This is a genomic window from Nocardia gipuzkoensis (genome assembly GCF_021183645.1).
Classification (GTDB): Bacteria; Actinomycetota; Actinomycetes; order Mycobacteriales; family Mycobacteriaceae; genus Nocardia; species Nocardia abscessus.
This window is the reverse complement of the sequence record NZ_CP089225.1, coordinates 1,248,592-1,273,256: the sequence shown is the minus strand read 5'-3', so window position 1 is coordinate 1,273,256 and position 24,665 is coordinate 1,248,592. Positions and strand designations below refer to the sequence as shown.

The following is a 24,665-nucleotide window of genomic DNA, read 5'->3' as shown; positions in this document are numbered from 1 at the left end:
GCCTCCGACAGAGCTGTCCGGTCGCCGAGACCGGACGGTCTACCGGCTGATGCTGCCCTCCAGGTCGACGCCGGCACCGCGCATGCGGTCCAGCGCGGCGCGGGTGGTGTCGGGACTTACGCCCGCGGTGAGATCGAGCAGGACACGGGTGTCGAAACCCTCGATGCGCGCGTCCAGGGCGGTCGCGCGCACGCAGTGGTCGGTCGCGATGCCGACCACGTCGACGGCCTCGACACCGCGGTCGTGCAGCCAATCGGCCAGCCCCGTGCCGTCCTCGGTGGTGCCCTCGAACCCGGAATAGGCCGCGGAGTAGGCGCCCTTGGAGAAGACTTGCTGGATCGGCCCGGTGGTCAGGGCGGGGTGGAACTCCGCGCCGGGTGTGCCGACCCGGCAGTGCGGCGGCCAGCTGTCGAGGTAGTCGGGCTCGTCGGAGAAGTGGGCACCGGGATCGATGTGGTAGTCGCGGGTCGCGACGACCGCGCTGTATTTCGCCGCCGCGAGGTGCTCGCTGATCCGGGCCGCCACCGCGGCGCCTCCGCTGACCGCGAGCGACCCGCCCTCGCAGAAATCGTTCTGGACGTCGACGATGATCAGTGCCCGGGTCATGGCGACCTCCCGCGGTATGGCCGAATGTCTGCTCCAGATTCTGCCGCTCGATCGGACGCTCGGTTCACCCGACTCGCGGGGAATTCGGTCCCGATGTAAACGCGGCCGCCGCCCACGGTGATTACCGAGTGCACCCTGTTTCCAGTCTCGGTTCGCCGCCTTCCCCATGGAGACCACCCATGAGCCCTGCCAACTTGCTCCGCAGTGTGACGATCGGCACCACTGTGTTTCTGGCGGTCTTCTTTTGGGGCTCCCGGCCCGCCGAACCGGCGGCATGGGTGTGGTTCGCGATCACCGGGGTGGTGTTCGCAGGGCTCTTCGCCGTCGGACTGCGGCTGGTGTGCCGCGTCGACGAACGCAGACGCTGACCTCAGACGAAGGTGGTCACCACGGCGGGCTCGCCCGCCGAGAGCTTGAGGCCCTCCCAGGGCAGGCTGATCAGTCCCCGGGCCACCAGGTCGCGGCTCTCGGCGAGGGTGGGCAGATCCTCGACCGGCTCACCCCCGCGGACCAGCGGCACGAGCGGGTCCCTGGCCTGGAAGCCGTTGCCGGGCGGCACCGGCCCGGCCGCGGGGTAGACGACCTCCTCGACGATCGTGCCGGTGTCGCGGGCCAGGCGGATCACCTTCTTCGTGCCACCGCGGGACTGCTTGTGGCTGCTGCGTTTGGCCACCGGCACCCCTTCGACCTCGACCAGCTTGTAGACCATCCCCGCTGTCGGTGCGCCCGAGCCGGTGACCAGCGCCGTGCCGACGCCGTAGACGTCGACCGGTTCGGCGCGCAGCGCGGCGATGGCGTACTCGTCGAGATCACCGGAGACCACGATGCGGGTCTTGGTGGCGCCGAGCGCGTCGAGCTGGTCGCGCACCTGCCGGGCCAGCACGCCCAGATCGCCGGAATCGATCCGTACCCCGCCCAGCTGCGTGCCCGCCACCTCGATGGCGGTCGCGACGCCCTTGGTGATGTCGAAGGTGTCCACCAGCAGTGTCGTCCCGACGCCGAGGGTCTTGACCTGGCTGCGGAACGCTTCGGCCTCGTGCGCCCCGTCGGCGCCGCTGTGCAGCAGGACGAACGCGTGCGCGCTGGTACCCGCGCCCGGAATCCCGTAGCGACGCACGGCCTCCAGATTGGAGGTGGCGTCGAAACCGGCAAGGTAGGCGGCGCGTGCGCAGTCCGGGGCCGCCATCTCGTGGCTGCGCCGTGAGCCCATCTCGATCATCCGGCGGCCGCTCGCGGCGCTGACCATACGGGCCGCCGCGGCCGCGATCGCGCTGTCGTGGTTGAGAATCGACAGGATCAGCGTCTCCAGCACGACACACTCCGCGAAACTGCCGCGCACCGACAGGACCGGGGAGCCGGGAAAATACAGCTCGCCTTCGGCGTAGCCGTCGATATCGCCGGTGAACCGGTAGTCACGCAGCCAGTCGAGCGTCCGCCGATCCGAGAACGAGGCCGCGACGGACAGTTCCGCCTCATCGAACCGGAACTGGCGCAGCGTGTCGAGCATCCTGCCGGTACCACCGACGACGCCATAGCGCCGGCCATTCGGCAAACGTCTAGCAAACACTTCGAAGGTGCACTGGCGATGCGCCGAACCATCGGCGAGCGCTGCCGCGAGCATGGTCAGTTCGTACTGGTCGGTCAGCAGTGCCGTGCTGGTGACGCCGTCGCGCAGGTCCACGCTGTCACTGTAGACAGAACGGTCGGCTCATGGGGTCCGGCATCGGTCCGGTGAACCGGCGAAACGCGAATCGGGGCTGCGTGGGTGTTGTTTATCCGGAGTCGAGTCGTACCCTTGACCGTATGGCCTTGTGCAACACAGTCCGGGGTGACGTCGTTGTGGACGCCGCGAACGCGACATTGTCGGCGGCACAGGCGACACCCGAAGCGGTCGAGTACACCGAGATCCTGGAGGCGGAGGACCGCCCCTGGGTGACCGTCGTCTGGGACGATCCGGTCAATCTGATGCACTACGTCACCTACATCTTCCAGAAGCTGTTCGGCTACAGCAAAGCGAAGGCGACCGAACTGATGCTGAAGGTCCACAACGAAGGCAAGGCAGTGGTCTCGTCCGGTTCCCGGGACAAAATGGAGCACGATGTGCAGCGGCTGCACGCCGCGGGGCTCTGGGCCACCATGCAGCGGGACGACTGACCCGGACGACTACCCTGACGCCGTGCGCAAGTGGAGCAGGAAGAACTCGCTGAGCGGTCTCAAACTGCGTTCCGAAATGGACGCACGTGAGGCCAATGTGCTTCGGTCCCTGGTCGGTGCGGTCTCCGGGCTGCTCAACGAGCGCGCCGAGTCCGCCCCCGACGACGACTTGGCCGCTCTCACCGGACTGCGCTCCGGCAACACCGTCCCGCCGGAGGACCCGCGGCTGCGCAGACTCCTGCCGGACTTCCACCGCAACGAGCCCGGCTCGCCCGACGCCGAACGCGCCGACCTCAACAGCGCGCTGCGCGGCCTGCACGAGCCCGACATCATCGACGCCAAGCTGGCGGCGGGTTCGGTGGTGCTGGACACCGTGCCGAGCGCGGGCGGCAAGATCGTCCTCACTCCCGAGCAGGCCGACGCGTGGTTGACCGCGCTCACCGACGTGCGGCTGGCGCTCGGCACGGTACTGGACATCGACGCCGACACGCCCGACCATCTCGACCCCGAGGATCCGCGCGCCCCGCACCTGGACGTGTACCACTGGCTGACCTGGATGCAGGACTCGCTGCTGCAGGCATTGGCTCCCTGACCTGCCGCGGTGCGAAGATCGGCGCGACGTGATCAGCAGATTCGGGCCGTGAGGAGCACAGATGGCGAATGCCGCGCCGGGACAACGTAATTCGATCACCGACGTGACCGGAGTGCTGGTCGGGCACCACCACGTCCTCGACCCGAGCGCCACACTCGGCACCGGGGCGGCGACCGGATGCACAGTCGTGCGGGTACCCGGTGGCGCGGTGGCGGCGGTCGACGTGCGCGGAGGCGGACCGGGAACCCGCGAAACGGATCTGCTCGACCCGATGAACACCGTCCGCCAAGTCGACGCGATCCTGCTCACCGGCGGCAGCGCCTTCGGCCTCGCCGCGGCCGACGGCGTGATGCGCTGGCTGGAGGAGAACGGTGCGGGCATCGTGATGGACCCGGCCGAGGCGAGCCGGGTGGTGCCCATCGTCCCCGGCGCGGTGATCTTCGATCTGCCGGTCGGCGCGTGGGACATCCGGCCGACCGCCGAATTCGGCTATCGCGCGGCCGAGGCGGCCGGGGTCGATTTCGCTCGCGGCTCGGTCGGCGCGGGCGTCGGCGCACGCGCCGGATCGATCAAGGGTGGGATCGGCACGGCCAGCATCGTGCTCGGCGAAGGCGCCGCCGCCGGAATTACCGTCGCCGCGCTGATCGTGGCGAATCCGGTCGGCTCGGTGTTCGATCCGCGCACCGGGCTGCCCTGGGGTTGCGGTACCGACGGACCCGACTACTTCGGTCTGCCTACGCCGACCGCGGAGCAGTTGGCGGAGGCCAATGCGCTGCCGGTGAAGGGCACCGTGCTCAACACCACGATCGGCATCGTCGCCACCGACGCGCCGCTCGATCCCGCGGGTTGCAAGCGGGTCGCGGTCACCGCGCACGACGGATTGGCCAGGGCGATCCGCCCCGCGCACTCGCCACTGGACGGGGACACGCTCTTCGCGCTGGCCACCGGCACGGCCGAGGAGGACACGGACCTTCCGCTGCCGCCCGCCTTTCCGGCCGATCTGCTCATCCTGGACGAGATCTGCACGGCAGCCGCCGTCTGCGTCGAGCGCGCCATCGTCGACGCGATCCGCTCGGCGGAGACGGTGGCGGGCATCCCGGCCTACCGCGATCTCTTCGGTGGCTGAACGGGCGATGCCCGCAACCGGGGCGCCGTAGGTGTCGGTATCGAGTGCGCGGTCGGATGTGCTGGTGGGGGCCGAACCGGGGACCGGGCGACGTCGCCGGGGGAATACCCGAATATTCTGGCTCGTTGTCGACTGCGATGGGTCGGCGTGGTGGAAAGGTGTGCGACTCGTGCTGGTGATCAGGGCCGACCTCGTGGAGGCGATGGTGGCGCACGCGCGCGCCGATCACCCGGACGAGGCCTGCGGTGTCATCGCGGGACCGGAGGGCTCGGACCGTCCGGAGCGCTTCATCGCCATGGTCAACGCCGAGCGTTCGCCCACCTTCTACCGCTTCGACTCCGGTGAGCAGTTGAAGGTGTGGCGCGCGATGGACGACGCCGACGAGATGCCGGTGGTGATCTACCACTCGCACACCGCCACCGAGGCCTACCCGAGCCGGACCGACGTGTCGTACGCCTCCGAGCCGTTCGCGCACTACGTGCTGATCTCCACCCGTGACCCCGAGCAGCACGAGCTGCGCAGCTACCGGATCGTCGACGGCGAGGTCACCGAGGAGCCGGTGCGGATCGTCGACGCGTACGAGAACTAGACCCGATGCCCGTTCGCGAAACCGAGGAGTACCCATGCCGGTAACCGTGTCCATCCCGACCATCATGCGGGGCCTCACCGGAGGTGAGAAGCGCGTGCAGGCCGAGGGCGCCACGCTGTCCGCGCTGATCGATGATCTCGAGGCCAATCACCCCGGGCTCGCCGAGCGCCTGCTGAAGGACGGCAAGCTGAACCGCTACGTCAACATCTACGTCGACGACGAGGATGTGCGCTTCGCGGGCGGGCTCGAGGCCGAGGTGCCCCAGGACGCCAGCGTCACCATCCTGCCCGCCGTGGCCGGAGGCTGACCCGTCTCGTGGCGCGTTACGAATCGCTGATCGCGACCCTCGGCAACACCCCGCTGGTCGGCCTGCGCACCCTGTCTCCCCAGTGGGACGGGGACAACCACGTGCGGCTGTGGGCCAAGCTGGAGGATCGCAACCCCACCGGCTCGATCAAGGATCGGCCCGCCCTGCGGATGATCGAGCAGGCCGAGGCCGACGGGCTGCTGCGACCAGGGTGCACCATTCTGGAGCCCACCAGCGGGAACACCGGCATTTCGCTGGCCATGGCCGCGAAGCTCAAGGGGTACCGGCTGATCTGCGTGATGCCGGAGAACACCTCGGTGGAGCGGCGGCAGTTGCTTACCATGTTCGGCGCGCGGATCATCGATTCTCCCGCGGCGGGCGGCTCCAACCAGGCCGTCGCGCTGGCCAAGCAGATCGCCGCGGAGAATCCGGACTGGGTGATGCTCTACCAGTACGGCAATCCGGCGAACGCGGCGGCGCACTACGAGACCACCGGCCCGGAGATCCTCGCCGACCTGCCCGAGATCACGCATTTCGTCGCGGGTCTCGGCACCACGGGCACGCTGATGGGGACCGGCCGTTTCCTGCGGGAGAAGCTGCCCGGCATCGAGATCGTCGCGGCCGAGCCGCGTTACGGCGAACTGGTCTACGGCCTGCGCAACATCGATGAGGGATTCATCCCGGAGTTGTACGACGAGAGCGTGCTGACCACCCGTTTCTCGGTCGGCCCGTACGACGCGGTGAAACGCACCCGCGAACTGGTGCTCGAAGAAGGCATCTTCGCCGGCGTCTCCACCGGCGCCATCCTGCACGCCGCGCTCGGCGTCGCCCGCAAGGCGGTGAAGGCGGGCACGCGCGCCGACATCGCGTTCGTGGTCGCCGACGGCGGGTGGAAGTACCTGTCCACCGGGGCGTACGACGGCACGCTCGAAGAGGCGGAAGAGCGGCTCGACGGCCAGCTCTGGGCTTGATTTCCCGGCCGCGCCGGTACCCTCGGTGAGGCGGGGCCACGACCCCGCCACGGCGAGGAGGTGGCCATGACCGGCGCGGGACTCGGGCCGTCGTTCGACCCTGATCGGATCGCGGCGATGCGTGCGCAGCTGGGCAAGCCCGTCGGCGTGCCGGGGCCGCCCACGGCGCAGGCGACCGGAGGCTTCGGCGCGATCAAGCAGTTGTGGTGGCGCGCGGGGGTGCTGACCGCCGGTTTCGTCGGGGTGCTCTACGGGATCGAAGGGGTCGATACCGTCGTCGACGGACGGCTCGACGCCGCGGGCATCGCGCCGCGCCGGGCCGACGGGCTGACCGGCATCTTGTTCGCCCCGTTGCTGCACCATGGCTGGCCACATCTGATCGGCAACACGCTTCCGGTGCTGGTGCTGGGCTTTCTCGTGTTGCTGGCGGGCATCGGGCGCGGGCTGGCCGCGACCGCGATCATCTGGCTCGTGGCCGGGCTCGGCACCTGGCTCACCGGAGCGACGGGCAGCCTGCATGTCGGCGCGTCCTCGCTGGTATTCGGCTGGCTGACCTTCCTCATCTCGCGTGGCTGGTTCGCCCGCAACATCGGGCAGATCGTGCTCGGCCTCGTCGTGCTGGCGCTCTACGGGTCGCTATTGTGGGGCGTGTTGCCGGGAGACCCCGAAATCTCTTGGCAGGGGCACCTATTCGGCGCGTTGAGTGGATTGCTGGCCGGCTGGGTACTCTCTGGAGATGCACGACGAAACCGCCGCGGGGATCGAGCCGGAATCGGCGCGTCGCCGCGGTGAGCACGCGGCCCGCCGGAGAATGTGGGGGATCCTTTCTTGAGTGAGAATTCCGCGTGGCAGCATGGGGGAATGCGCCTTACCGTCCTCGGGTGCTCGGGCAGTGTGTCCGGCCCGGACTCTCCTGCGTCGGGTTACCTGCTGACCGGCCCGGACATGCGGCCGATGGTCATCGATTTCGGTCCCGGAGTGCTCGGCGCGTTGCAGCGCCACGCCGATCCCGGTGAGGTCGACATCCTCCTGACCCATCTGCACGCCGACCACTGCCTCGATCTGCCCGGTTTGCTGGTGTGGCGCCGCTACCACCCGACCCCGCCGGAGGGGAAGGCGATCGTGCGCGGCCCCTCGGACACCTCGCTGCGCATCGGCAACGCCTCCGCCGAGATCGGCGGCGAATGCGACGACTGGTCCGATGTGATCGACATGCGGCCGTGGGTCGAAGGCGAGCCGATCTCGTTCGGGCCGGGCCACACGGTGACGGCGCGCCGCATGTACCACCCGCCGGAGTCCTACGGTCTGCGGATCGTCACCGCGGCCGGACGCACCTTCGTCTACACCGGCGACACCGCACTCTGCCCCCAGGTCCACGAACTCGCGCAGGGCGCCGACGTCCTGATGGCGGAGGCGTCCTGGACCCACGACCCAGCGAATCGGCCGCCCGGCATCCATCTTTCGGGCACCGAGGCGGGCCAGATCGCCGCCGAGGCCGGCGTGAAGGAATTGCTGCTCACCCACATTCCTCCGTGGACCTCCCGCGAGGATGTGATCGCCGAGGCGAAAGCACAGTTCGCCGGCCCCGTACACGCCGTGGCCCCCGGCGAGACCTTCGACCTCTGACCGTCTCGGCCTCGGATCACCGCCGCGAGAAAAAGGGCGCACTCCGAACGCGCCAACCACACCATTCCCGGCCTGGCACCCGTGTCTCCGCATCGATGCCGCGGTGACCGCCGCACGTCCCGGGCGCACTGCCGTCACCGATACTCGCGCGGACCCCATGGCCAGAACTCTTGAACTGGAACTGTCCCGGAGCTAGCTGCTTGTCCTCCGCGAGTGGCGAGTGGCGAGTGGCGTGGTTCGGCTCGTCGGGTCCGGTACCGGCCCAACTACGTCAGTCGAACGAGGCGAGACCGGGCGTTGTCCGCTGGCGGGGCATGGCTCTCCCTGTCGTCGCACCGAGGCCGCCGGAGGCTGCCGTACCTTCCGCGCACACGGCCGTAACCAGCAGGGCACCATCGCCAGAACCCTGAACCTGAACCCCGATCGCTTTCAGGAACCGACGGCCCTCCGATCCTCGGCAAGCGCTCAGTAGCAAGCCTCATCACTCGACGCAACCAGCACCGGCCCAACCACGTCTTCCGAGCGAAGCGAGACCGAGCATGCGCCGTTCGCGGCCCGGCTCGCGTCCGAGCGGCCGCCGCGTCCGCGACGCAGTCGCCAGCGGCGGTCGCTCGGACGCGAGCCACAAGGGGGCCGCGAACACCCAGCGCCGCAGGCGCTGGAAAAACCAACACAGTAGGCTGTGGCCGTGTCGAGACGAGCCGATGGCAGGGCGGACGATGAGCTCCGCGAGGTCCGGATCACCCGTGGATTCACCACGCATCCAGCCGGTTCGGTGCTGGTGGAGTTCGGTCAGACGCGGGTGATGTGCACCGCGAGCGTCACCGAGGGGGTGCCACCGTGGCGGCGTGACTCCGGATTGGGCTGGCTCACCGCCGAATACGCGATGTTGCCCGCCGCGACGCACACCCGCAGCGGGCGGGAGTCGGTGAAGGGCCGGGTCGGCGGACGGACCCAGGAGATCAGCCGCCTGGTCGGCCGCTCGCTGCGCGCCTGCATCGACCTGGCCGCGATCGGCGAGAACACCATCGCGATCGACTGCGACGTGTTGCAGGCCGACGGCGGTACCAGGACGGCCGCCATCACCGGCGCCTACGTCGCGCTGGCGGATGCGGTGACCTACCTCGGTGCGGCCGGTGCGCTGGCCGACCCGCAGCCGATCTCGTGCGCGATCGCCGCGGTGAGCGTCGGCGTGGTCGACGGCCGGGTGCGCTTGGATCTGCCGTACGAGGAGGACTCGCGCGCCGAGGTCGACATGAACGTGGTCGCGACCGACACCGGAACGCTGGTGGAGATCCAGGGCACCGGTGAGGGCGCCACGTTCCCGCGCTCCACGCTGGACAAGCTGCTCGACGCGGCGCTCGCGGGTTGTGAGCAACTGTTCGTCGTGCAGAAAGAGGCGCTGGCGCTGCCGTATCCCGGCGGGCTTCCGGAGCAGGCCGAAACGAAGAAGAAGTGATGACCCGCCGTCTGCTGGTTGCCAGCCGCAACGCCAAGAAGCTGAACGAGCTGCGCCGCATTCTCGACGAGGCGGGTATCGCCGGAATCGAGATCGTCGGGTTGAACGACGTTCCCCCGTACGACGAGGCGCCCGAGACCGGCGCGACATTCGAGGAGAACGCGCTGGCCAAGGCCCGCGACGGCGCCGCGGCCACGGGATTGGCCTGTGTCGCCGACGATTCCGGCCTCGAGGTGGACGCGTTGAACGGGATGCCCGGCGTGCTGTCGGCGCGCTGGTCCGGCAAGCACGGCGACGACGCGGCCAACAACGCGCTGCTGCTGGCGCAGCTGTCCGATGTGCCGGACGAGCGCCGTGGCGGGCGATTCGTGTCGACCTGCGCGCTGGTGGTGCCAGGGGGCGTGGAGACCGTGGTGCGCGGCGAATGGCCCGGCACGATCGGGCGCAAGCCGGTCGGCGACGGTGGTTTCGGCTACGACCCGCTGTTCACTCCGGAGGGCGGCGAGGTGACCGCGGCCCAGTTGACGCCCGCCGAGAAGGACGCGGTATCGCATCGTGGACGGGCGTTGGCCCAGTTGACGCCCGCGCTGGCCGCACTCGCCGAAGGCTGACGCGGGCGGCGATCCGCCGGGTCAGACGCCGAAGTTCTGCTTGACCTGCTTGGCGTTGACGTGCTCGACGAAGAACGACAGCAGCGGGATGGTGCCCGCGAGCAGGGTGCCGACGGTGCGCAGGACCGGCCAGCGGACCTTGACCGCGAGGTCGGCGGTGAACAGCAGGTAGACGAAGTACACCCACCCGTGCACCACGGCGATCCAGCTGGGGGTGTGCATGTCGAAGCCGTATTTGGCGATCATCTCGCCGGTGAGCAGCAGCAGCCAGAGACCGGTGATCCAGGCCAGCGCCCGGTAGCGCAGCAGTGCCGGACCGATTTTGGCGGCGTTGCCTGCCTGGGCCGGGGCGGTGGTGGTCTCGGTGGAATTCTCGCTGGTGGTCAACCGGCGCTCCTCTCGCGGGTGTGCAGGCCTGCCGAGCGGACCTGCTCATCGATGTCGTCGGCGTGCAGCGCGGCGAGGTACCGGTTGTACTCGGCGAGCACGGGGTCTTCGGCCCGGACGGCCTTAGGGCGCTCGGGCAGCAGGCCCGGCGGGAGCTCCGTGAGGGCGGCCGGTTTCGCGGCGCGCCCGGCCGGGGCGGAAGTGCGCCGTGTGGCGTCGGCGGAGTCGTCCTCTTCGGCGGCCGCCCGCTCGAGCCGGACGAACCGGAAGTAGGCGAAGACGGCGAATCCCGCGAACAGGGGCCATTGCAGCGCGTACCCGAGGTTCTGGCCGGTGCCGGTGGCGGAGTCGTACCGTTCCCACTGCCACCAGGCCAGCGCCAGGCAGCCCAGCGCGGCGAAGATCACCAGCGCGATGAGGGCCGGGCGATTGTGTGCCGAGCGGCGGGGTGAGGCGGACACGGCTACTACGGTACCCGTTCTACTACGCGGGCCGTAGTGCCAGGTACACCCTGCCGAGCACGCTGTGACCACGATCATCGCGGCAGTGCTCGGCCCGAGGTAAGCGCTTGTTCCGTGTCTGTGGACCGAGGGGAGCGAGGCGAGCGGATCGTCCGTGCGCGACGGCCGCAGCGCCTGCTGCCGTGCCACGTGCTCGACAGCCGGGCAGGCCCGCCGGAATCCCCGGAGCCCCGTTGCCGTTGACCCCGGAGACGGCTTGCCGGTCGAGGAGTTCAGCGTGCGGACGAGACGCTGACGGCCTGCCCGCGGGAACGCTCGGGCCGCTCACTGGGGGCGATCCGCTGCGATCGAGCGGCCCCTCGGTCGCAGGAGTGAGCGGCCCGTCTCGGACGACGGCGGTCCTGTCGACCGCCGACGAGTTCGGTCGGCTCAGAACGAGTAGATGACCCCGGTCTTGCGCTCGGACTCGGCCCACAGCCGCTGCCACAGCTCCCTGTTCTGGGAGAGGCGGGTCGACGACGCGGCCTTGACCGGTCCCTGCGTGCCGAACAGCCAGGTCGGCCCCCAGTAGACCTCCGGGTCGGCATCGGGCATGGTCGCGGCGAACAGCGTCGAGTGCGCGGCCTTGGCGGGTGAGTGTCCGATGAGGCGGATGAACGGCTTCGAGATGTAGTCGAGCGGGGTTTCGGTGTGCGCGAAGAGGTCGGTGGCCGAGACACCGGGGTGCACGCCGTAGGAGCGCTTGGCCGAGCCGGACTCCGACAGCCTGCGCTGGAGTTCGCGGGCGAACATCAGATTGCACAGCTTGGCTTGCGCGTACGCGAGATTGCGCTGGTAGCGGCGGTTCTCGTAGTCCAGGTCGTCGATCCGGAGCTTCGGGGTCTGCTTGTGCGCGATGCTGGAGAGCGTGACCACCCGGTCGGCGATCCGGTCCAGCAGGAGGCCGGTGAGCGCGAAGTGTCCGAGGTGGTTGACACCCCATTGCGTTTCGAATCCGTCCTTCGTCCGCGAGAAGGGGAGGTTCATCAGGCCCGCGTTGTTGATCAGGACGTCGAATTCGCCGCTGTCGTCGGCGAATCGGCGCACCGAGGCCAGATCGGCCAGATCGAGTTCGGCTACCCGGACATCGCCGTCGATGCCGCCGGCGACCTCTTTCGCCTTGACCGGGTTGCGGCAGGCCATGATCACGGTCGCGCCCTTGGCGGCCAGGACTTTCGTGGCCACGGCGCCCAGGCCGCCGTTCGCTCCGGTGATGACAAAGGTGCGTCCCGTCTGGTCCGGGATCTCAGTAGGTTTCCACGCCATGACTCAACCTTACTTTGGAGTAAGTTGCGGGGGAAGGTGTGAACGTAATTCCTGTTCTGATCGTCTCAGACGCAAGGGCTCGTGTCGTGGAACACCGCCGCGACACGAGCTTTCGCGCGGGGATCGCTAGCGGCCACTGCCGATGGGTTGCTGGAAGGCGGCCGCGAGGACGGCGCCCGCCGTCTCGCTCCATACTTGCCAGGTGGCGGGGTCCAAGGTCATCGAGCCCACATCGGTGACGGTCACGCCCTCGGCGACCGGTATGCCCGCGAAGCGGTCCTTCAACCAGAGCATGGCGCGCGGCGCTCCGATCGGGTCGAGTGTCAGGTGCTCGCTGAAATGGTCGCGGATGTACTCGACCCGCGCGCCCGGGTCCTGGGCGTAGGTCGCGACGAGTTCGTCGACCGGTCCGACCGGGATCAGCCAGTCGGCATTGGCCTGGTACATCAGCATCGGCATGTCCGGCACGGCCTGGCCCAGCTTCGTCTTGTTCAGCACGTCGACCACCGCAGGTTCGGTGAACGGATCCTTCGCCAGCATCCCGAGGTTGTCCGCGAACGGGAACAGCGCGGCCTGGTAGCTCGCGCAGAGCTGTTCCTTGCCCGCGATCATGAGCTTGCCCAGGCCGTTGGCATTCTCGTCGAGGAATCTCCGCAGTTCGGGATACTCCCGGGAGACGCCGAGCGCGCCCGCGAAGATCAGCCCCGCGGAGAGATTGCCGTTGGCCATCCGCAACGCGGCCGACAGGTCGGCGGGAATGCCGCCCTCGGCGGTGCCGACCACATGCAGTTCGGGTGCGTAGCTTCGCTTCAGTTCGGCGGCCCAGCCGGTGGCGATGGCGCCGCCGGAGTAGCCCATCATCCCGACCCTGGTCGCGGTCCCGGACAGTTGCATCGGCGCGAAGTTCTCCGCGGCGCGAATGCCGTCGAGGGTGATGCGCCCCGCCAAAGGCCCTGCGGCGTAGGCCGAGTCGGGCCCCTGGTGATCGGGGACCACTACGGCCCAGCCCTGGGCGAGTGCCGCCTGCACCTCGAGGAATTGCGCGGCCACCAGGGTGGAACCGGTCAACGTCGCCGGGATCAAACCCATCTGGAGCTGGTACGACGGCATGCAGTAGTTGCCGGTCGAGTCCTCCGCGATCTGGTACGAGAACAGCGGCCGGTCGGCGACGTGACCACGGGGCTTGATCACCGTGGCCACCGCGGGGATCGGCTCGCCGCGGGAGTTGGTGGAACGGTAGGACAGCTGCCAGGCGTCCACGTTCACCGGGATGAGCGACAGGTTGGCCAGGTTGACTTGGCGTGCGGCGATGATCCGGCCGGGCGCCAGGTCCGTGTAGGTCTCCGGGGCCGGGCGATAGAACGCCGGGTCGAAGCCGGGCGGCAGCGGTGGAACCGGGAAGGGCAGCGCGGGCTGGATCACCGGATCGTTCGGCGCCGGTTCGGCGGACGCCGGCCCGGCCGGAAGGAAGGCCAGCCCCACGGCCGCCGCGGCGAGGGCCGCGAACAGCTTCGGTGCGGACTTGCGGGAAATGATCACGCGAGAACCTCTTCGTTCTTCGAGCCACATATGTGAGCCCCATCGGTTTCAGACTAGGCGCGAGTATGCGGTGTCATGACCCGCATCACAAGAATGAATCGCGCCGCAGCCTCGGCCGGCGAGATAGTTCGTGGTCGCCGCGATTTCGCTACGGTGAGAGATGTGACGGCGACAGTGGGCAGGCAATACGGCGGACGTGCCGTCGTGGAGCGCAAAGCCGAGCGGCGTCAGCGGTTCCTCGCCGCGGCCACCCGGATCTTCGCCGAGCGCGGCTACGCGAATTGCTCCCTGGCCGACGTGTGCGCCGCCGCGGGCTTGTCCAAGCGGCAGTTCTACGAGGAGTTCCACGCCAGGGAGGACGTGCTTGTCGCGGCCTATGACCGGATCCAGGACGAGGCCGCGGCCGCCGTGCTGGCCCGGCTCGGGGAACTCGACCCCCGATTCGACCTGCCCGCAGCGATGACCGCCGTGGTGACGGCCTACCTCGAATCGATCGGCTCCGATCCGTACCGCGCGAAGGTCGCCTTCATCGAAGTGGTCGGGGTGAGTGACCGGATGGAGCGGCACCGTCGCGAACGTCGTCACGCCTGGGCGGCGGTGCTGGAGTCCCGGGTGGTGCCGGTGGTGGCGTCCGGTTCCCGCGTGCGGGGTGCGCCCGGGTGGGGCGCGAGCGCTCTGATCGGCGCGATCAACGGGCTCGCGCACGAGTGGGTGCTCGCCGACCCGCGCCCGACGGCGGCCGAACTCGTCGATCTGCTCGTCCCGATCGCGATGGCGCTGATCGAGCGGCCTGCGCAGAGCTAGCCGCGCACGGCGTAGTCGCCGACCGCCTGCTCGAGCGTGTCGAACGCGGCGCCGATGTACCGGGTGAGAGCCGTGGCGATGTCGTCGTTGGATTCGCCGTCCAATGTGCGGCGCAGGGTCTCGTCGAACAGCACGCGATGTACGCCGCCGAGCAACGCGGCTGCCACCCGGGGCGTGATATCGGTGTCGGCGGTGCCGGTTTCCGCGGCGAGCGCGGCGGCCAGTGCTCGTTCGCGCTCGTCGTGGAACTCTCGCAGCCGGGCCACCAGCGCGGGGCTGTCGGTGATCATGCGGGCGAACTCGGGTCCGGAGAAGCCGACCACCGGATCGTGCCGGGCCACAGCGGCCAGATAGTCCCGCCGTAGCGCCGCGCTCGCGGACTCGCCGGACGCGCGCTCGCGCACCACGCGGGCGAGCTGGTCGACGAATACTTCGTGCAGGTCGAGCGCGAGATCTTCCTTGCGGGGGAAGTAGTTGGTGACCGTCATCTTGGCGACCTGCGCCGCGGCGGCGATGTCGGCGATGGTCACCTTCTCGAAGCCGTGCTCGAGGAACAGCAAGGTCGCGTGGTGGGAGATGTTGTCCCTGGTCTGTTGCTTTTTTCTGGCACGAAGCCCGAGGTCCTGCGCGGTCATGCCGCCACTCTAGCTGAAGTCGACCTAAAAATCGTCTTGACATATTTTTATGTTCGTTCTAAGTTTGTGCTCGTTATCGGAACGAAGGGACGGCACCATGCGCCACGGACTTGTCGAAGCGACCTCGGCTCACATCAGCTCCAGCACCGACCGAAAGGGACCAGTCGTCATGGCCGACAAGGCCACCGCGCACACCGTCGTCGAAACCGCGGTTCGCCTGCTCCTCTCCGAAGGAGACGGTGCGACCGGCGCTCCCCGCCTCACCGGCGCCGTGCGCACCGCGCCGCCCGCGCGCTCCTATCCGAGGCCGCGGCGCCGCGAACGTAAGGGTGTCGAACCGAGCCGGGGCACCAGCGGTTATCGCGCCAAGCCGCAGCGTCCGCTGCGTATCCCGGGGCGTGGCTGACCGCTCGCCGCTCCAACCCACCGTTCGGCGGCGTGTCCCCGCACGCCGCCGAACGGTTCGCTCCGCCAGGAAGGACGTTCCATGACCCAGCTGTGCACCCGCCCCGTCCGCTTCGCCGGCACCGTCAGCGACGACCCGATCAAGGACTATCTGCGGCTCATCGGCCGAACCCCGCTGCTCACCGCCGCGCAGGAGGTCGAACTCGGCGAGCGGATCGAGGCGGGCGAGCAAGCCGCGCTCCGCCTCGGCGATGCCGGTGCGGCCGCCGACCTCGACGTGCGGGAGCGCCGGGAACTGCGCCGCCGGATCGCGGACGGCGAACGCGCCAGGGACCGTATGGTCGAGGCCAACTTGCGCCTGGTCGTCTCGATCGCCAAGCGGTATCCCACGCCGACCGGCATGTCGCTACTGGACCTGGTCCAGGAAGGCACGCTGGGCATGATGCGCGCGGTGGAGAAGTTCGATCACCGGCGCGGGTTGAAGTTCTCCACCTACGCGACCTGGTGGATCAAGCAGTCGATCGGCCGAGCGCTGGCCGATCAGAGCCGCACCATCCGCATTCCGGTGCACGTGGTCGAGGTGCTCAACCGGCTGAACCGGGCGCAGCGGGCGCTGGCCCAGCAGCTGGGTCGCGCGGCCACGGTCGCGGAACTCGCCGCGGAGCTGGAACTGTCCGCGGGAAAGGTGCGCGAACTGCTCGATCTCGCTCGCGAACCGCTGTCGCTGCACACCCCGGTCGGCGACGATGCCACCGAGTTCGGCGCGCTCATCGCCGATACCGGGCCGGACCCGTCCGAGTCGGTGGCCGCGTCGGCGCTGCGCGATCAGCTGAACCGGGCACTCGGCGGGTTGACCGACCGGGAGGCGGCGGTCATCGCGTTGCGCTTCGGGTTGGGCGGCGCGGAGCCGAAGACGCTCGACGAGGTCGGCAAGACCTACGGAGTGTCGCGCGAGCGTGCTCGCCAGATCGAGGCCAAAGGCATGACGAAACTGCGGCAGCCCGCGCGGGCCAAGGCGCTGGAGGGCTTGCTCGGCTGATTCGCTGCCGTGTCGCTGGATGTCCATCGAAGCGGCGAAGTCCCATACTGGGCTGATGGCCGGTTCGGTTGCTGTCGCCGCGGACCCAGCGGCCCCGATGGGCAGGGCCAAGACCAACGTCGTGTTCGGCACGATCGTGCTCGGCATGTTGATGGCGGCGCTGGACCAGACCATCGTCTCCACCGCGCTGCCCACCATCGTCGCCGACCTCGGCGGGGCGGGGCACATGGCCTGGGTGGTCACGTCGTACCTGCTGGCCGAGGCGGTGGCGACGGCGCTGGCGGGCAAGCTCGGCGACCTGTTCGGCCGCAAGCTGGTGTTCCAGGTCAGCGCGGTGATATTCATTGTCGGCTCGATGCTCGCCGGTCTGGCCAACGGCATGCTGCTGCTGGTGCTGGCCCGCGGCGTGCAGGGCTTCGGCGCGGGCGGGCTGATGGTCACCTCGATGGCGCTGATCGCCGACATCATCCCGCTGCGGCAGCGCGGCAAGTACCAAGGCGCGCTGGGGGCCGTGTTCGGCGTGACCACGGTGATCGGCCCGACGCTGGGCGGCTTGTTCACCGATCACGCCAGCTGGCGCTGGTGCTTCTACGTCAACGTGCCGGTCGCCGTGGTCATGATCGCCTTGGCGGCGCGCACCCTCCCACGGGTGCGCGCCGCGGCCAAGCCGATCATCGACTACGCGGGCATCGGTCTGGTGGCCCTCGGCGTCTCCAGCCTGATCCTCGCGTTGGAGTGGGGCGGACAGCAATACGCGTGGGGTTCGCCGACGATTATCGGATTGTTCGCTGCCGCGGTGTTCCTGCTGGCCACATTCGTCGCGGTGGAGTTGCGGGCCGCGGAACCGATGCTGCCGATGGGGTTGTTCCGCAGCCGGGTGTTCACGGTCTGCTCCCTGCTCAGCTTCATCGTCGGCTTCGCGATGCTCGGCTCGATGACCTACCTGCCCGCCTACCTGCAGTACGTCGACGGGGTTTCGGCCACCATGTCCGGCGTGCGCACCCTGCCGCTGGTGGCAGGCCTGTTCGCCACCTCGATCCTGTCCGGGCAGGTGGTCGGCAAGACCGGGCGCTACCGGTACTTCCCGATCGCGGGCACGCTGGTCATGGCGCTCGGCCTGTACTCGATGTCGACCATGGACCGGACCACCGCCACGTGGCTGGAGTCGCTGTACATGCTGATCCTGGGCCTCGGCCTCGGTCTGGCCATGCAGGTGCTCACCATAGTCGTGCAGAACACCGTGCCCTATGCCCAGTTGGGCACCGCGACCTCCGGCGTCACGTTCTTTCGCACGCTCGGAAGCGCCTTCGGCACGGCGATTTTCGGCACGCTGTACAGCAGCGAAATCGAGCCGAACCTTGCCGCTGCGCTGGCCCGCGTGCGTGTGGTGCCGCCGGGCGTCGCGGCCGACCCGCAAGCTTTGCGCGCACTGCCCGCCGAACAGTCGGCCCCCATCATCGACGCGTACGCCGACTCCATCGGCCACGTGTTCTTCTGGGTCGTGCCGGTCGCGCTCGCCGGATTCGTGATCGCGTGGTTCCTGCCCGAGGTGCCGCTGCGCGACAGCGCGCGGGCGGGCGCGGGGGACGTGGGCGAGGGGTTCTCGGTGCCCGACTCTCCCGATCGGCTGGTGCAACTGGAGCGCGCGATCGCGGGCACCGTGCGCAAGGCGCGCGCCGGGGACGTGATCGGACCGCGCATCCTCGCCGAGGCGGACAGCGATCTCACGCGGGGCGAGGCATGGGCTCTCGGGCAGGTGTATCTGCGCGAGCGGGTCACGGGCGACGCCACGCTCGCGGCGATAGCGCGGGCGCACCGCCTCCCCGAGGAGGTGATCGAGCCGATCTACGACCAGGTCGGCGCGGAGGGGTATCTGACGCGGGACGCGGACCGGTTGCGGCTCACCGACTCCGGTGCGGCCGAGATGGATCGGATCAAAGCGGCTTGGCGACGCTGGCTCGACCGCAGACTCGACGACTGGAACGAAGCCGATCCTGTCGACCGCGCGCTGCTGGATCGGGCGCTGACGAACATCGCCACGAAGTTGCTGGAAGACGAAGCGCGCGAGCAGGAAACGGCGCGCGTCTGACTGCTTGCGCCCGAATACTCGTGCACGTATATTCGTAGACGAGTAAGGAGGCGCCGCGATGAAGAAACGCAAGGTGGACAACCTGCTCGCGCTCGCGGTGCTGTCCGTGATCGTCGAGCGCCCGATGCACCGGTACGAGATCGCGCAGACGTTGCGCGACCGGGGCAAAGACCATGACATGGCGATCAAGTGGGGTTCGCTGTACACGGTTGTGCAGAACATGGCCAAGGTGGGTTTTCTCGAGGTCGTCGGCAGTGAACGGGAGGGCGCCCGGCCCGAGCGGGTGATCTACCGGATCACCGACGCGGGCCGCGCCGAGATGGCCGATTGGACCAGGGAGCTGCTGTCGAGTCCGGAACCGGAACCGCACCGGTTCGTCGCGGGTCTGTCGATGCTCGCGGTGCTTCCGCCCGCCGAAGTGGTCGAACTGCTCGGTACCCGGCTCGAAGCGCTGGCGCGGACCATCGAGACCGTGCGCCGCGAACTGGGCGAACTGGCGGGCACGCTGCCGCGCCTTTTCATCATCGAGTCCGAATTCGGGCTGGCCATGCTGGAAGCCGAAGCGGCGTGGACGCGTTCGCTGCGCGACGAGCTGACCGAGGGCGCCTTCCCCGGGCTGGTGCAGTGGCGGGAATGGCACGAACGCGGCATGCGTCAGTCCGAGGTCGCCGAGCTGGTGGAGAGGGGGATGGCCGAGAACTAGCCGAGACCGGACCCGGCGAGGTGCGGCAACACCGCCGCCGGGCCCGATCGAACAGTCTCGAACCGCGCCCGCGAACGCGCACCCGGCTACAAGGCTGGCAACCACAGGATAACCGGGTGGGTGGCGCGTGGGTCGGTTCGGGGAACCGAAAACCCGAATCGCACGAATCCTGGAGACACCTATGTCCACAACACGTACCGCCCTGGTGATCGGTGGCGGCATCGCCGGCCCTGTGGTCGCGACGGCCCTGCTCAAAGCGGGTATCGAAGCCCGCGTCCACGAGGCCTATCCCGGCCCGTCCTACGGCATCGGCAGCGGGCTCGCGCTGGCGCCCAACGGCATCGCCGCCCTCGACATCATCGGGGCGGGCGATCCCGTCCGCGCGATCGCGCAGCCGGTGACGAAGATGAACATGGCCGTAGGAGACAAGGTGCTGGCGCTGCCGGGCCTCTCCGACGTGCCGCCGCTGCAACTGGTCGATCGCAGCGAGCTGCACCAAGTCCTGCACCGGCACGCGATCGCCGCGGGCGTTCCGTTCGAGTACGACAAGCGCCTGGTCGACGTGCACGAGGACGCGTCGGGCGTCACCGCCCGTTTCGCCGACGGCAGCACGGCCACCGCCGACGTGCTGGTGGGCGCGGACGGTATCCGCTCGGCCGTGCGCACGCTGATCGACCCGAACGCGCCGGGGCCCGATTACACCGGCATGCTCGGCTTCGGCGCGATCACCGAGTGCGACGCCGACATCGCGCCCGACACCATGACTTTCGCGTTCGGCAAGCGGGCGTACTACCTGTACTGGCCGGTCGGGGACGGACGGGTGGCGTGGGGAGCAAACCTGCCGCACAAGCAGTATCTGTCGCTCACCGCGGCGCGGGCGGTGCCGAACGCGCACTGGCTGGAGATCCTGCGCGAGACCTATCGCGACGACACTCCTGGCGGCGAACTCGCTCGTCGCACCACCGAGGAGCAGTTGGAGGTGGTCGGCGCGCTGCACATCATGCCGCCGGTGCCGCACTGGCATCGCGGGCGGATGGTGCTGGTCGGCGATGCGGTGCACGCCCCGTCGAACAGCTCCGGCCAGGGGGCCTCGCTGGCGATCGAGAGCGCCGTGCAGCTGGCCCGCTGCCTGCGTGATCTGCCCGCCGCGGAGGCGTTCGCCGTCTACGAGCGCTTGCGCCGCGACCGCGTGGAGGGCGTCGCGGCTCGCGCGGCGAAGATCAACCACAGCAAGACGCCGGGGCCGGTGGGGCGCAAGATGATGCAGCTGCTCATGCCGCTGATGGCCAAGACGGTGATGAAACCGGAGAAGTCCATGGGTCCCGAGCAGCGCTACCGGATCGACTGGGACGCGCCCGCCGACGGCGAATTCGCGGCGGTCTGAGTCCTGCTGAGCGATCCCGCCGGTCCGGCCGACCGGCGGGATCGCTCATTCGGTGAGCGTCATCCCTCGCAGCGGCCTGCCGCGCGGTCGCGCAGGATCCGCGTGGTCTGCTCGTCGCCGGGCAGGAACGCCTCCAGTTGCAATTCGGCGAGGGTGACGTCGACGGCGGTGGCGAACGACGTGAGCGTGGTGATCAGACGCAATTCGCCTTCGTCGCAGCGCAGGCGCAGGGGCACCGCGAAACCGAGGTGGTCCGGCCCGGGTTCGGCTTGCGGCAGATAGGTTTCCAGCTCGTCGATCAGTGCGTCGAGGGCGGGGTCGGGGCTGCGGGTCAGCCGGTTGCGCAGCGCCTCGGTGACATGCCTGCCCCATTCCGGCAGGTTGAGCACGCGGGCGGCCAAGCCGTCGGGATGCAGGGCGAGCCGCAGGACGTTGACCGGAGGCTCCAGCAGCCAGGGGGCGGCGCCCTCGGTGAGCACGTCGAAGGCGGCGTTGGCGGCGAGCAGGACGCCGTAGGGCCGGACGACCAGCGCCGGGTAGGGCAGATGACCGTCCAGAATGGCCCGCAGAGCCTCCAGCACCGGCGCCAGTTCCACGGTGTCGAGTTCCGATTCGGGAAAGATCGGCGCGTAGCCCGCGGCGAGCAGCAGTCCGTTGCGTTCCCGCAGCGACAGCTCCAGTGATTCGGCCAGCCGCACCACCATGGTGCGACCGGGGCGCGAGCGGCCCTGCTCCAGGAAACTCAGATGTCGTTGGGTGGTGTCGGCGCGGATCGCGAGGTCGAGCTGGCTGACCCGGCGCAGGGTCCGCCAATGCTTGAGCTGCCGGGCGAACCCGGTGGACTGGACCGCCGTCGTCATAGCAGCAGTATCGGGCGGGTGGCCGGTCCTTGGCCATACCCTGCGGGGAATCGCACACGGGCCGGACGACGGCAAAACTCTGCGGCATGAGCAAGCAACTCGATGAGCAGGAACTGTCGCGATTCACCGAGCGGTACATCGCGCTGTGGAACGAGGCCGACGCCGAGGCCAGGCACGAGCAGATCAGGCGTCTGTGGAGCGAGGACGGCGCCCAGGTGCTGGTGGACCCGCCGCAGGCGATGCGGGAGGCATTGGCCCAGTTGTCCTTCCCGATCCCGACCGTACAGATCCGCGGCTACGAAGCGCTGGACCGTCGCGTCGATCGCGCGTACGACGAGTTCGTCGCCCCTGGCGAGCACGTCTTCGTGGGGAAGGGCCCCGCGGTGCGGCTGTCGGTGAACCTGATCGGCCTCACCTGGCACATGGTGGCGAAGGCGGACGGGGCCGTCGTCGGCGGCGGGTACGACGTGATCGCACTCGACGACGAGGGCCGGATCCGGTGGGATCACCAGTACATCGGCGTCGCGTGACGAATGCCGTTGTCTATCCCCAGGATCCGTCACGGGGCGCGGACGGGTCGACCGCCGCGTCCGGCGCGGCCGGGCGAGACCGTCTCGACCATCGCCCGCGCGGCGGTGGCGAACTGCGGACAGCCGAGCGGATTTCGAGTTCCCCAGGTCTCAGGGGCAGGCGGTGAGGATCCGCACCATGGCGTCCTTCTCGGCCGGGGTGACCCAGAGCTGGTAAGCCGCCTTCACCTGGACCTGCCTGGTCACGTAGGCGCAGTGATACCCCTTGATCGGCGGCAGCCATTCGGCCGCGTCGGAGTCGCTCTTGGACTGGTTGGTCGGCCCGTCCACGGCTTGCAGGTTCAGTGGGTCGTTGGCCAGGTCACGGCGGCGTTCGGCGGACAGTTGCTGTGCGCCTTTCTGCCAGGCGTCCGAGAGCGCGATGACGTGATCGATCTGCACGTCGTCGGAGGACTTCGTGCCGCGTTTGAAGTTGATGGTCTTGCCGGTGTACGGGTCGGCGAGGGTCCCGGTGGCGACGATGCACTTGCCCGACTTGAAGGTCACGTCGGTCAGGTCGCGCTGCAGGATGTCGTTGCGGGTGTCGCAGCCGTTGCCGCCGCCGGGCACCGAGACATTGTCCGACCACGGAGGCCCGAATTCGTCTCGGCTGTAGCCGGTTTTGGGTGCGCGATCCGCGACGCGCAGGGAGTTCAGGAGGGCGAGAGCGTCCCGTCCTGGAATCGCGGCGGGCGCGTCGGCGCAGGCCCGGCCGTCGGAACCGCACCGTGCCGCCGTCGACTCACTGGGCCGGATGGAGGAACATCCGACGAGTCCGATGGAAGTCGCGACCATGACACCGATCAGAGCCAGCCGCTGCGCTGTGGACTTCATCGAACTTCCTAACGCCGAATCCACTTGAAACTGTAACCGGCGTCAAAGTATCCAGTCCGGGTGTTCGCACAACCGATTGGCGCGTATGAGATTCGGCACAGGCGGTCGATATCCGGCGGCCCACAAGGCCACCGGGCCGGAAAGTGGGCCCGCCCCCGAATCGCCGTGCCGGCGCCGATTCGGGGGCGGTCTATCACGAGGAGACCTGTGGAGCCGCGCGGTTGTGCGGATGGTTGTCCACTCCGAATTCCGCACTGGGACGACACCACGGGGCTGATGAGGGGGAGGTCCCGAGGTGTCGAGCCGCGCCTGTTCCGGACTCGCTCGTGACGATCAGGGCGATCGGGATCCGGTCGGTGCCGGTGACCCGAGAGGCCGTACCCTATTGGGCGCCGGCACGCATTCGCTCCATCTCGATCTCGCTTGATTCTACGTACCAAGACAGTAGATAGGCGAGAAGTAGATTGGCAAGTTCGTTCTGATGGTTCAAAAGATTTCTCAGCCGATCTTCAGTTTCGACCATGCATCTACTGTATGACTACGGATGTCTCCTCGAGATGACGGCGCAGCGCGGGCGTCGTCCACCCGCTCGATCCTGTGACGATGCTCACGTCATGTCCGGTCACAGACAAGCGAAATCGTGTGTCGAAACGGGTGCAGGCAAGCAGACCTGGACCCGGAAGGACCACATCATGCCGACCGTCGACGTACTCGACTCCTTCATCCACTTCCGCGATACCGGTGTGGGCGACACCCCTGTGGTGTTCCTGCACGGCAATCCGACTTCGTCGTACCTGTGGCGCAACGTGATTCCGCACGTCGCCGACCGGACCAGGGCGCTGGCGCCCGACCTGATCGGTATGGGGGAATCGGGCAAGCCCGGCGGCGACTACCGGTTCACCGATCACGCCGCATACCTGGACGCCTGGTTCGACGCACTCGGGCTGGATCAGGTGGTGCTGGTCGGCCACGACTGGGGTGGCGCGCTGGGCATGGACTGGGCCGCCAGGCACCCGGGGCGGGTGCGCGGAGTCGCGCTGATCGAGACGTTCCTGCGGCCGATGCGCTGGGACGAGCTGCCTGCGCTCGGCGCCGAGTTGTTCCGGAAGTTCCGCTCGGCGGAAGGAGAGCGAATGGTGCTGGAGGAGAACACCTTCATCGAGTTCAATTTGCCGAGGGGCGTCGCCGACCTGTCGCCCGCGGATCACGACGTGTACCGGGCGCCGTACCCCACACCGGCCGCACGCAAGCCACTGCTGGTGTGGCCGCGCGAATTCCCGCTGGACGGAGAGCCCGCCGACGTGGTCGCTCTGGTGCGCAACTACGGCGCCTGGGCGGCCGCGACACCCGAGGTGCCCAAATTGCTGATGGCGCTGGAGAACGGCGTCGGAATGGGGGCGGCGGAGGTGATCGACTGGGCCGCGAGCTCATTCGCGAGCGCCGAGGTCGCGCCGATCGGTCCGGCCGGGCACCACGCGCCGGAAGACCGGCCGGACGAGATCGGCCGGGCCGTCGCGGCGTGGCTGGACCGGCACGCCCTGATCGGGGCCGCCGCCGGCTCGTGACCCGCGCCACGGGGTGACCCGGCGCTGCTTGCGTCGACCGCGACG

Annotated in this window: 28 protein-coding genes; 19 read left to right on the top strand and 9 right to left on the bottom strand. The window is 69.0% G+C overall.

Going from position 1 to position 24,665, the window contains the following annotated elements; all coding sequences use genetic code 11:
• Positions 1-39: 39 nt before the first annotated feature.
• A complete protein-coding gene (gene pncA / locus LTT66_RS05930) occupies positions 40-606 on the bottom strand; it encodes a pyrazinamidase PncA (RefSeq protein ID WP_233064986.1) in 567 nt (188 codons plus the stop codon).
• Between the two features lie 179 nt (positions 607-785).
• Between pncA and LTT66_RS05925 the strand changes: the two genes are divergently transcribed.
• Positions 786-974: a hypothetical protein gene (locus LTT66_RS05925; RefSeq protein WP_233064976.1), complete on the top strand. Its 189-nt coding sequence runs from the start codon at positions 786-788 to the stop codon at positions 972-974.
• 2 nt (positions 975-976) lie between these two features.
• On the opposite strand, the gene LTT66_RS05920 is transcribed toward LTT66_RS05925, so the two are convergent.
• A complete protein-coding gene (locus LTT66_RS05920; RefSeq protein ID WP_233069021.1) occupies positions 977-2,227 on the bottom strand; it encodes a nicotinate phosphoribosyltransferase in 1,251 nt (416 codons plus the stop codon).
• A 182-nt stretch (positions 2,228-2,409) separates the two neighbouring features.
• On the opposite strand from LTT66_RS05920, the gene clpS reads away from it, so the two are divergent.
• From clpS to rdgB, 10 genes are all read left to right on the top strand, one after another.
• Positions 2,410-2,760, top strand: coding sequence for an ATP-dependent Clp protease adapter ClpS (gene clpS, locus LTT66_RS05915; RefSeq protein WP_039796380.1), 351 nt, complete (start codon positions 2,410-2,412; stop codon positions 2,758-2,760).
• Between the two features lie 22 nt (positions 2,761-2,782).
• Positions 2,783-3,352 carry an oxidative stress transcriptional regulator AosR gene (gene aosR / locus LTT66_RS05910; protein WP_181719993.1) on the top strand — a complete coding sequence of 190 codons (570 nt, stop codon included), beginning with the start codon at positions 2,783-2,785 and terminating at the stop codon, positions 3,350-3,352.
• Positions 3,353-3,413: 61 nt separating this feature from the next.
• Positions 3,414-4,478 (top strand): P1 family peptidase, encoded by a 1,065-nt coding sequence (locus LTT66_RS05905; RefSeq protein ID WP_195065640.1) that lies wholly within the window; start codon positions 3,414-3,416, stop codon positions 4,476-4,478.
• 169 nt (positions 4,479-4,647) lie between these two features.
• The gene (locus LTT66_RS05900) at positions 4,648-5,067 is read left to right on the top strand and encodes a Mov34/MPN/PAD-1 family protein (RefSeq protein ID WP_408638748.1); all 420 of its coding nucleotides are present in this window, start codon (positions 4,648-4,650) and stop codon (positions 5,065-5,067) included.
• A 34-nt stretch (positions 5,068-5,101) separates the two neighbouring features.
• On the top strand, positions 5,102-5,374 hold the full coding sequence (locus LTT66_RS05895; protein WP_159924369.1) for a MoaD/ThiS family protein: 273 nt from the start codon (positions 5,102-5,104) through the stop codon (positions 5,372-5,374).
• A gap of 8 nt (positions 5,375-5,382) precedes the next feature.
• Complete coding sequence (locus LTT66_RS05890; RefSeq protein WP_233064974.1) at positions 5,383-6,345, top strand: PLP-dependent cysteine synthase family protein; 963 nt, start codon at positions 5,383-5,385, stop codon at positions 6,343-6,345.
• A gap of 66 nt (positions 6,346-6,411) precedes the next feature.
• Complete coding sequence (locus tag LTT66_RS05885; protein ID WP_233064972.1) at positions 6,412-7,137, top strand: rhomboid family intramembrane serine protease; 726 nt, start codon at positions 6,412-6,414, stop codon at positions 7,135-7,137.
• Between the two features lie 69 nt (positions 7,138-7,206).
• Complete coding sequence (locus LTT66_RS05880; RefSeq protein WP_233064970.1) at positions 7,207-7,971, top strand: cyclic nucleotide-degrading phosphodiesterase; 765 nt, start codon at positions 7,207-7,209, stop codon at positions 7,969-7,971.
• A 688-nt stretch (positions 7,972-8,659) separates the two neighbouring features.
• Positions 8,660-9,430, top strand: a complete 771-nt coding sequence (rph, locus tag LTT66_RS05875) for a ribonuclease PH (RefSeq protein ID WP_233064968.1) — start codon at positions 8,660-8,662, stop codon at positions 9,428-9,430.
• Positions 9,430-10,041, top strand: a complete 612-nt coding sequence (gene rdgB / locus LTT66_RS05870; protein ID WP_181719986.1) for an RdgB/HAM1 family non-canonical purine NTP pyrophosphatase — start codon at positions 9,430-9,432, stop codon at positions 10,039-10,041. Before rph ends, rdgB begins: the two co-directional genes overlap by 1 nt.
• Before the next feature lie 21 nt (positions 10,042-10,062).
• Here rdgB and LTT66_RS05865 read toward each other — a convergent pair whose 3' ends face one another.
• The 4 genes from LTT66_RS05865 to LTT66_RS05850 form a co-directional block, all read right to left on the bottom strand.
• Positions 10,063-10,428 carry a DUF3817 domain-containing protein gene (locus tag LTT66_RS05865; protein ID WP_195065635.1) on the bottom strand — a complete coding sequence of 122 codons (366 nt, stop codon included), beginning with the start codon at positions 10,426-10,428 and terminating at the stop codon, positions 10,063-10,065.
• Positions 10,425-10,889: a transcriptional regulator gene (locus tag LTT66_RS05860; protein ID WP_233064959.1), complete on the bottom strand. Its 465-nt coding sequence runs from the start codon at positions 10,887-10,889 to the stop codon at positions 10,425-10,427. The genes LTT66_RS05865 and LTT66_RS05860 overlap by 4 nt, the downstream gene beginning before the upstream one ends.
• A 429-nt stretch (positions 10,890-11,318) precedes the next feature.
• Positions 11,319-12,194: an oxidoreductase gene (locus tag LTT66_RS05855; protein WP_233064957.1), complete on the bottom strand. Its 876-nt coding sequence runs from the start codon at positions 12,192-12,194 to the stop codon at positions 11,319-11,321.
• 126 nt (positions 12,195-12,320) lie between these two features.
• The gene (locus tag LTT66_RS05850; RefSeq protein ID WP_408638823.1) at positions 12,321-13,730 is read right to left on the bottom strand and encodes a lipase family protein; all 1,410 of its coding nucleotides are present in this window, start codon (positions 13,728-13,730) and stop codon (positions 12,321-12,323) included.
• 165 nt (positions 13,731-13,895) lie between these two features.
• Between LTT66_RS05850 and LTT66_RS05845 the strand changes: the two genes are divergently transcribed.
• Positions 13,896-14,537 (top strand): TetR/AcrR family transcriptional regulator, encoded by a 642-nt coding sequence (locus LTT66_RS05845; RefSeq protein ID WP_233064951.1) that lies wholly within the window; start codon positions 13,896-13,898, stop codon positions 14,535-14,537.
• On the opposite strand, the gene LTT66_RS05840 is transcribed toward LTT66_RS05845, so the two are convergent.
• Positions 14,534-15,172, bottom strand: coding sequence for a TetR/AcrR family transcriptional regulator (locus LTT66_RS05840; protein WP_233064949.1), 639 nt, complete (start codon positions 15,170-15,172; stop codon positions 14,534-14,536). The two genes, LTT66_RS05845 and LTT66_RS05840, sit on opposite strands and share 4 nt — an antisense overlap.
• A gap of 169 nt (positions 15,173-15,341) precedes the next feature.
• Between LTT66_RS05840 and LTT66_RS05835 the strand changes: the two genes are divergently transcribed.
• The 5 genes from LTT66_RS05835 (at position 15,342) to LTT66_RS05815 (ending at position 20,792) form a co-directional block, all read left to right on the top strand.
• Positions 15,342-15,578, top strand: a complete 237-nt coding sequence (locus LTT66_RS05835) for a hypothetical protein (protein ID WP_233064947.1) — start codon at positions 15,342-15,344, stop codon at positions 15,576-15,578.
• Positions 15,579-15,659: 81 nt separating this feature from the next.
• Positions 15,660-16,616, top strand: coding sequence for a sigma-70 family RNA polymerase sigma factor (locus tag LTT66_RS05830; RefSeq protein ID WP_233064945.1), 957 nt, complete (start codon positions 15,660-15,662; stop codon positions 16,614-16,616).
• A 55-nt stretch (positions 16,617-16,671) separates the two neighbouring features.
• On the top strand, positions 16,672-18,705 hold the full coding sequence (locus LTT66_RS05825; RefSeq protein ID WP_332909668.1) for an MDR family MFS transporter: 2,034 nt from the start codon (positions 16,672-16,674) through the stop codon (positions 18,703-18,705).
• A gap of 58 nt (positions 18,706-18,763) precedes the next feature.
• Positions 18,764-19,408: a PadR family transcriptional regulator gene (locus LTT66_RS05820; RefSeq protein ID WP_195103351.1), complete on the top strand. Its 645-nt coding sequence runs from the start codon at positions 18,764-18,766 to the stop codon at positions 19,406-19,408.
• A gap of 181 nt (positions 19,409-19,589) precedes the next feature.
• On the top strand, positions 19,590-20,792 hold the full coding sequence (locus LTT66_RS05815) for an FAD-dependent oxidoreductase (RefSeq protein ID WP_233064943.1): 1,203 nt from the start codon (positions 19,590-19,592) through the stop codon (positions 20,790-20,792).
• A 59-nt stretch (positions 20,793-20,851) separates the two neighbouring features.
• Here the strand turns inward: LTT66_RS05815 and LTT66_RS05810 are convergent, their stop codons facing one another.
• Positions 20,852-21,652, bottom strand: coding sequence for a helix-turn-helix domain-containing protein (locus tag LTT66_RS05810; RefSeq protein WP_233064941.1), 801 nt, complete (start codon positions 21,650-21,652; stop codon positions 20,852-20,854).
• A gap of 86 nt (positions 21,653-21,738) precedes the next feature.
• On the opposite strand from LTT66_RS05810, the gene LTT66_RS05805 reads away from it, so the two are divergent.
• Entirely contained in the window at positions 21,739-22,182 is a 444-nt protein-coding gene (locus LTT66_RS05805; protein ID WP_181719975.1) for a hypothetical protein, read from the top strand.
• 150 nt (positions 22,183-22,332) lie between these two features.
• On the opposite strand, the gene LTT66_RS05800 is transcribed toward LTT66_RS05805, so the two are convergent.
• The gene (locus LTT66_RS05800; protein WP_233064939.1) at positions 22,333-23,055 is read right to left on the bottom strand and encodes an HNH endonuclease family protein; all 723 of its coding nucleotides are present in this window, start codon (positions 23,053-23,055) and stop codon (positions 22,333-22,335) included.
• Positions 23,056-23,747: 692 nt separating this feature from the next.
• Between LTT66_RS05800 and LTT66_RS05795 the strand changes: the two genes are divergently transcribed.
• Complete coding sequence (locus LTT66_RS05795; RefSeq protein WP_233064937.1) at positions 23,748-24,620, top strand: haloalkane dehalogenase; 873 nt, start codon at positions 23,748-23,750, stop codon at positions 24,618-24,620.
• Positions 24,621-24,665: the final 45 nt, after the last annotated feature.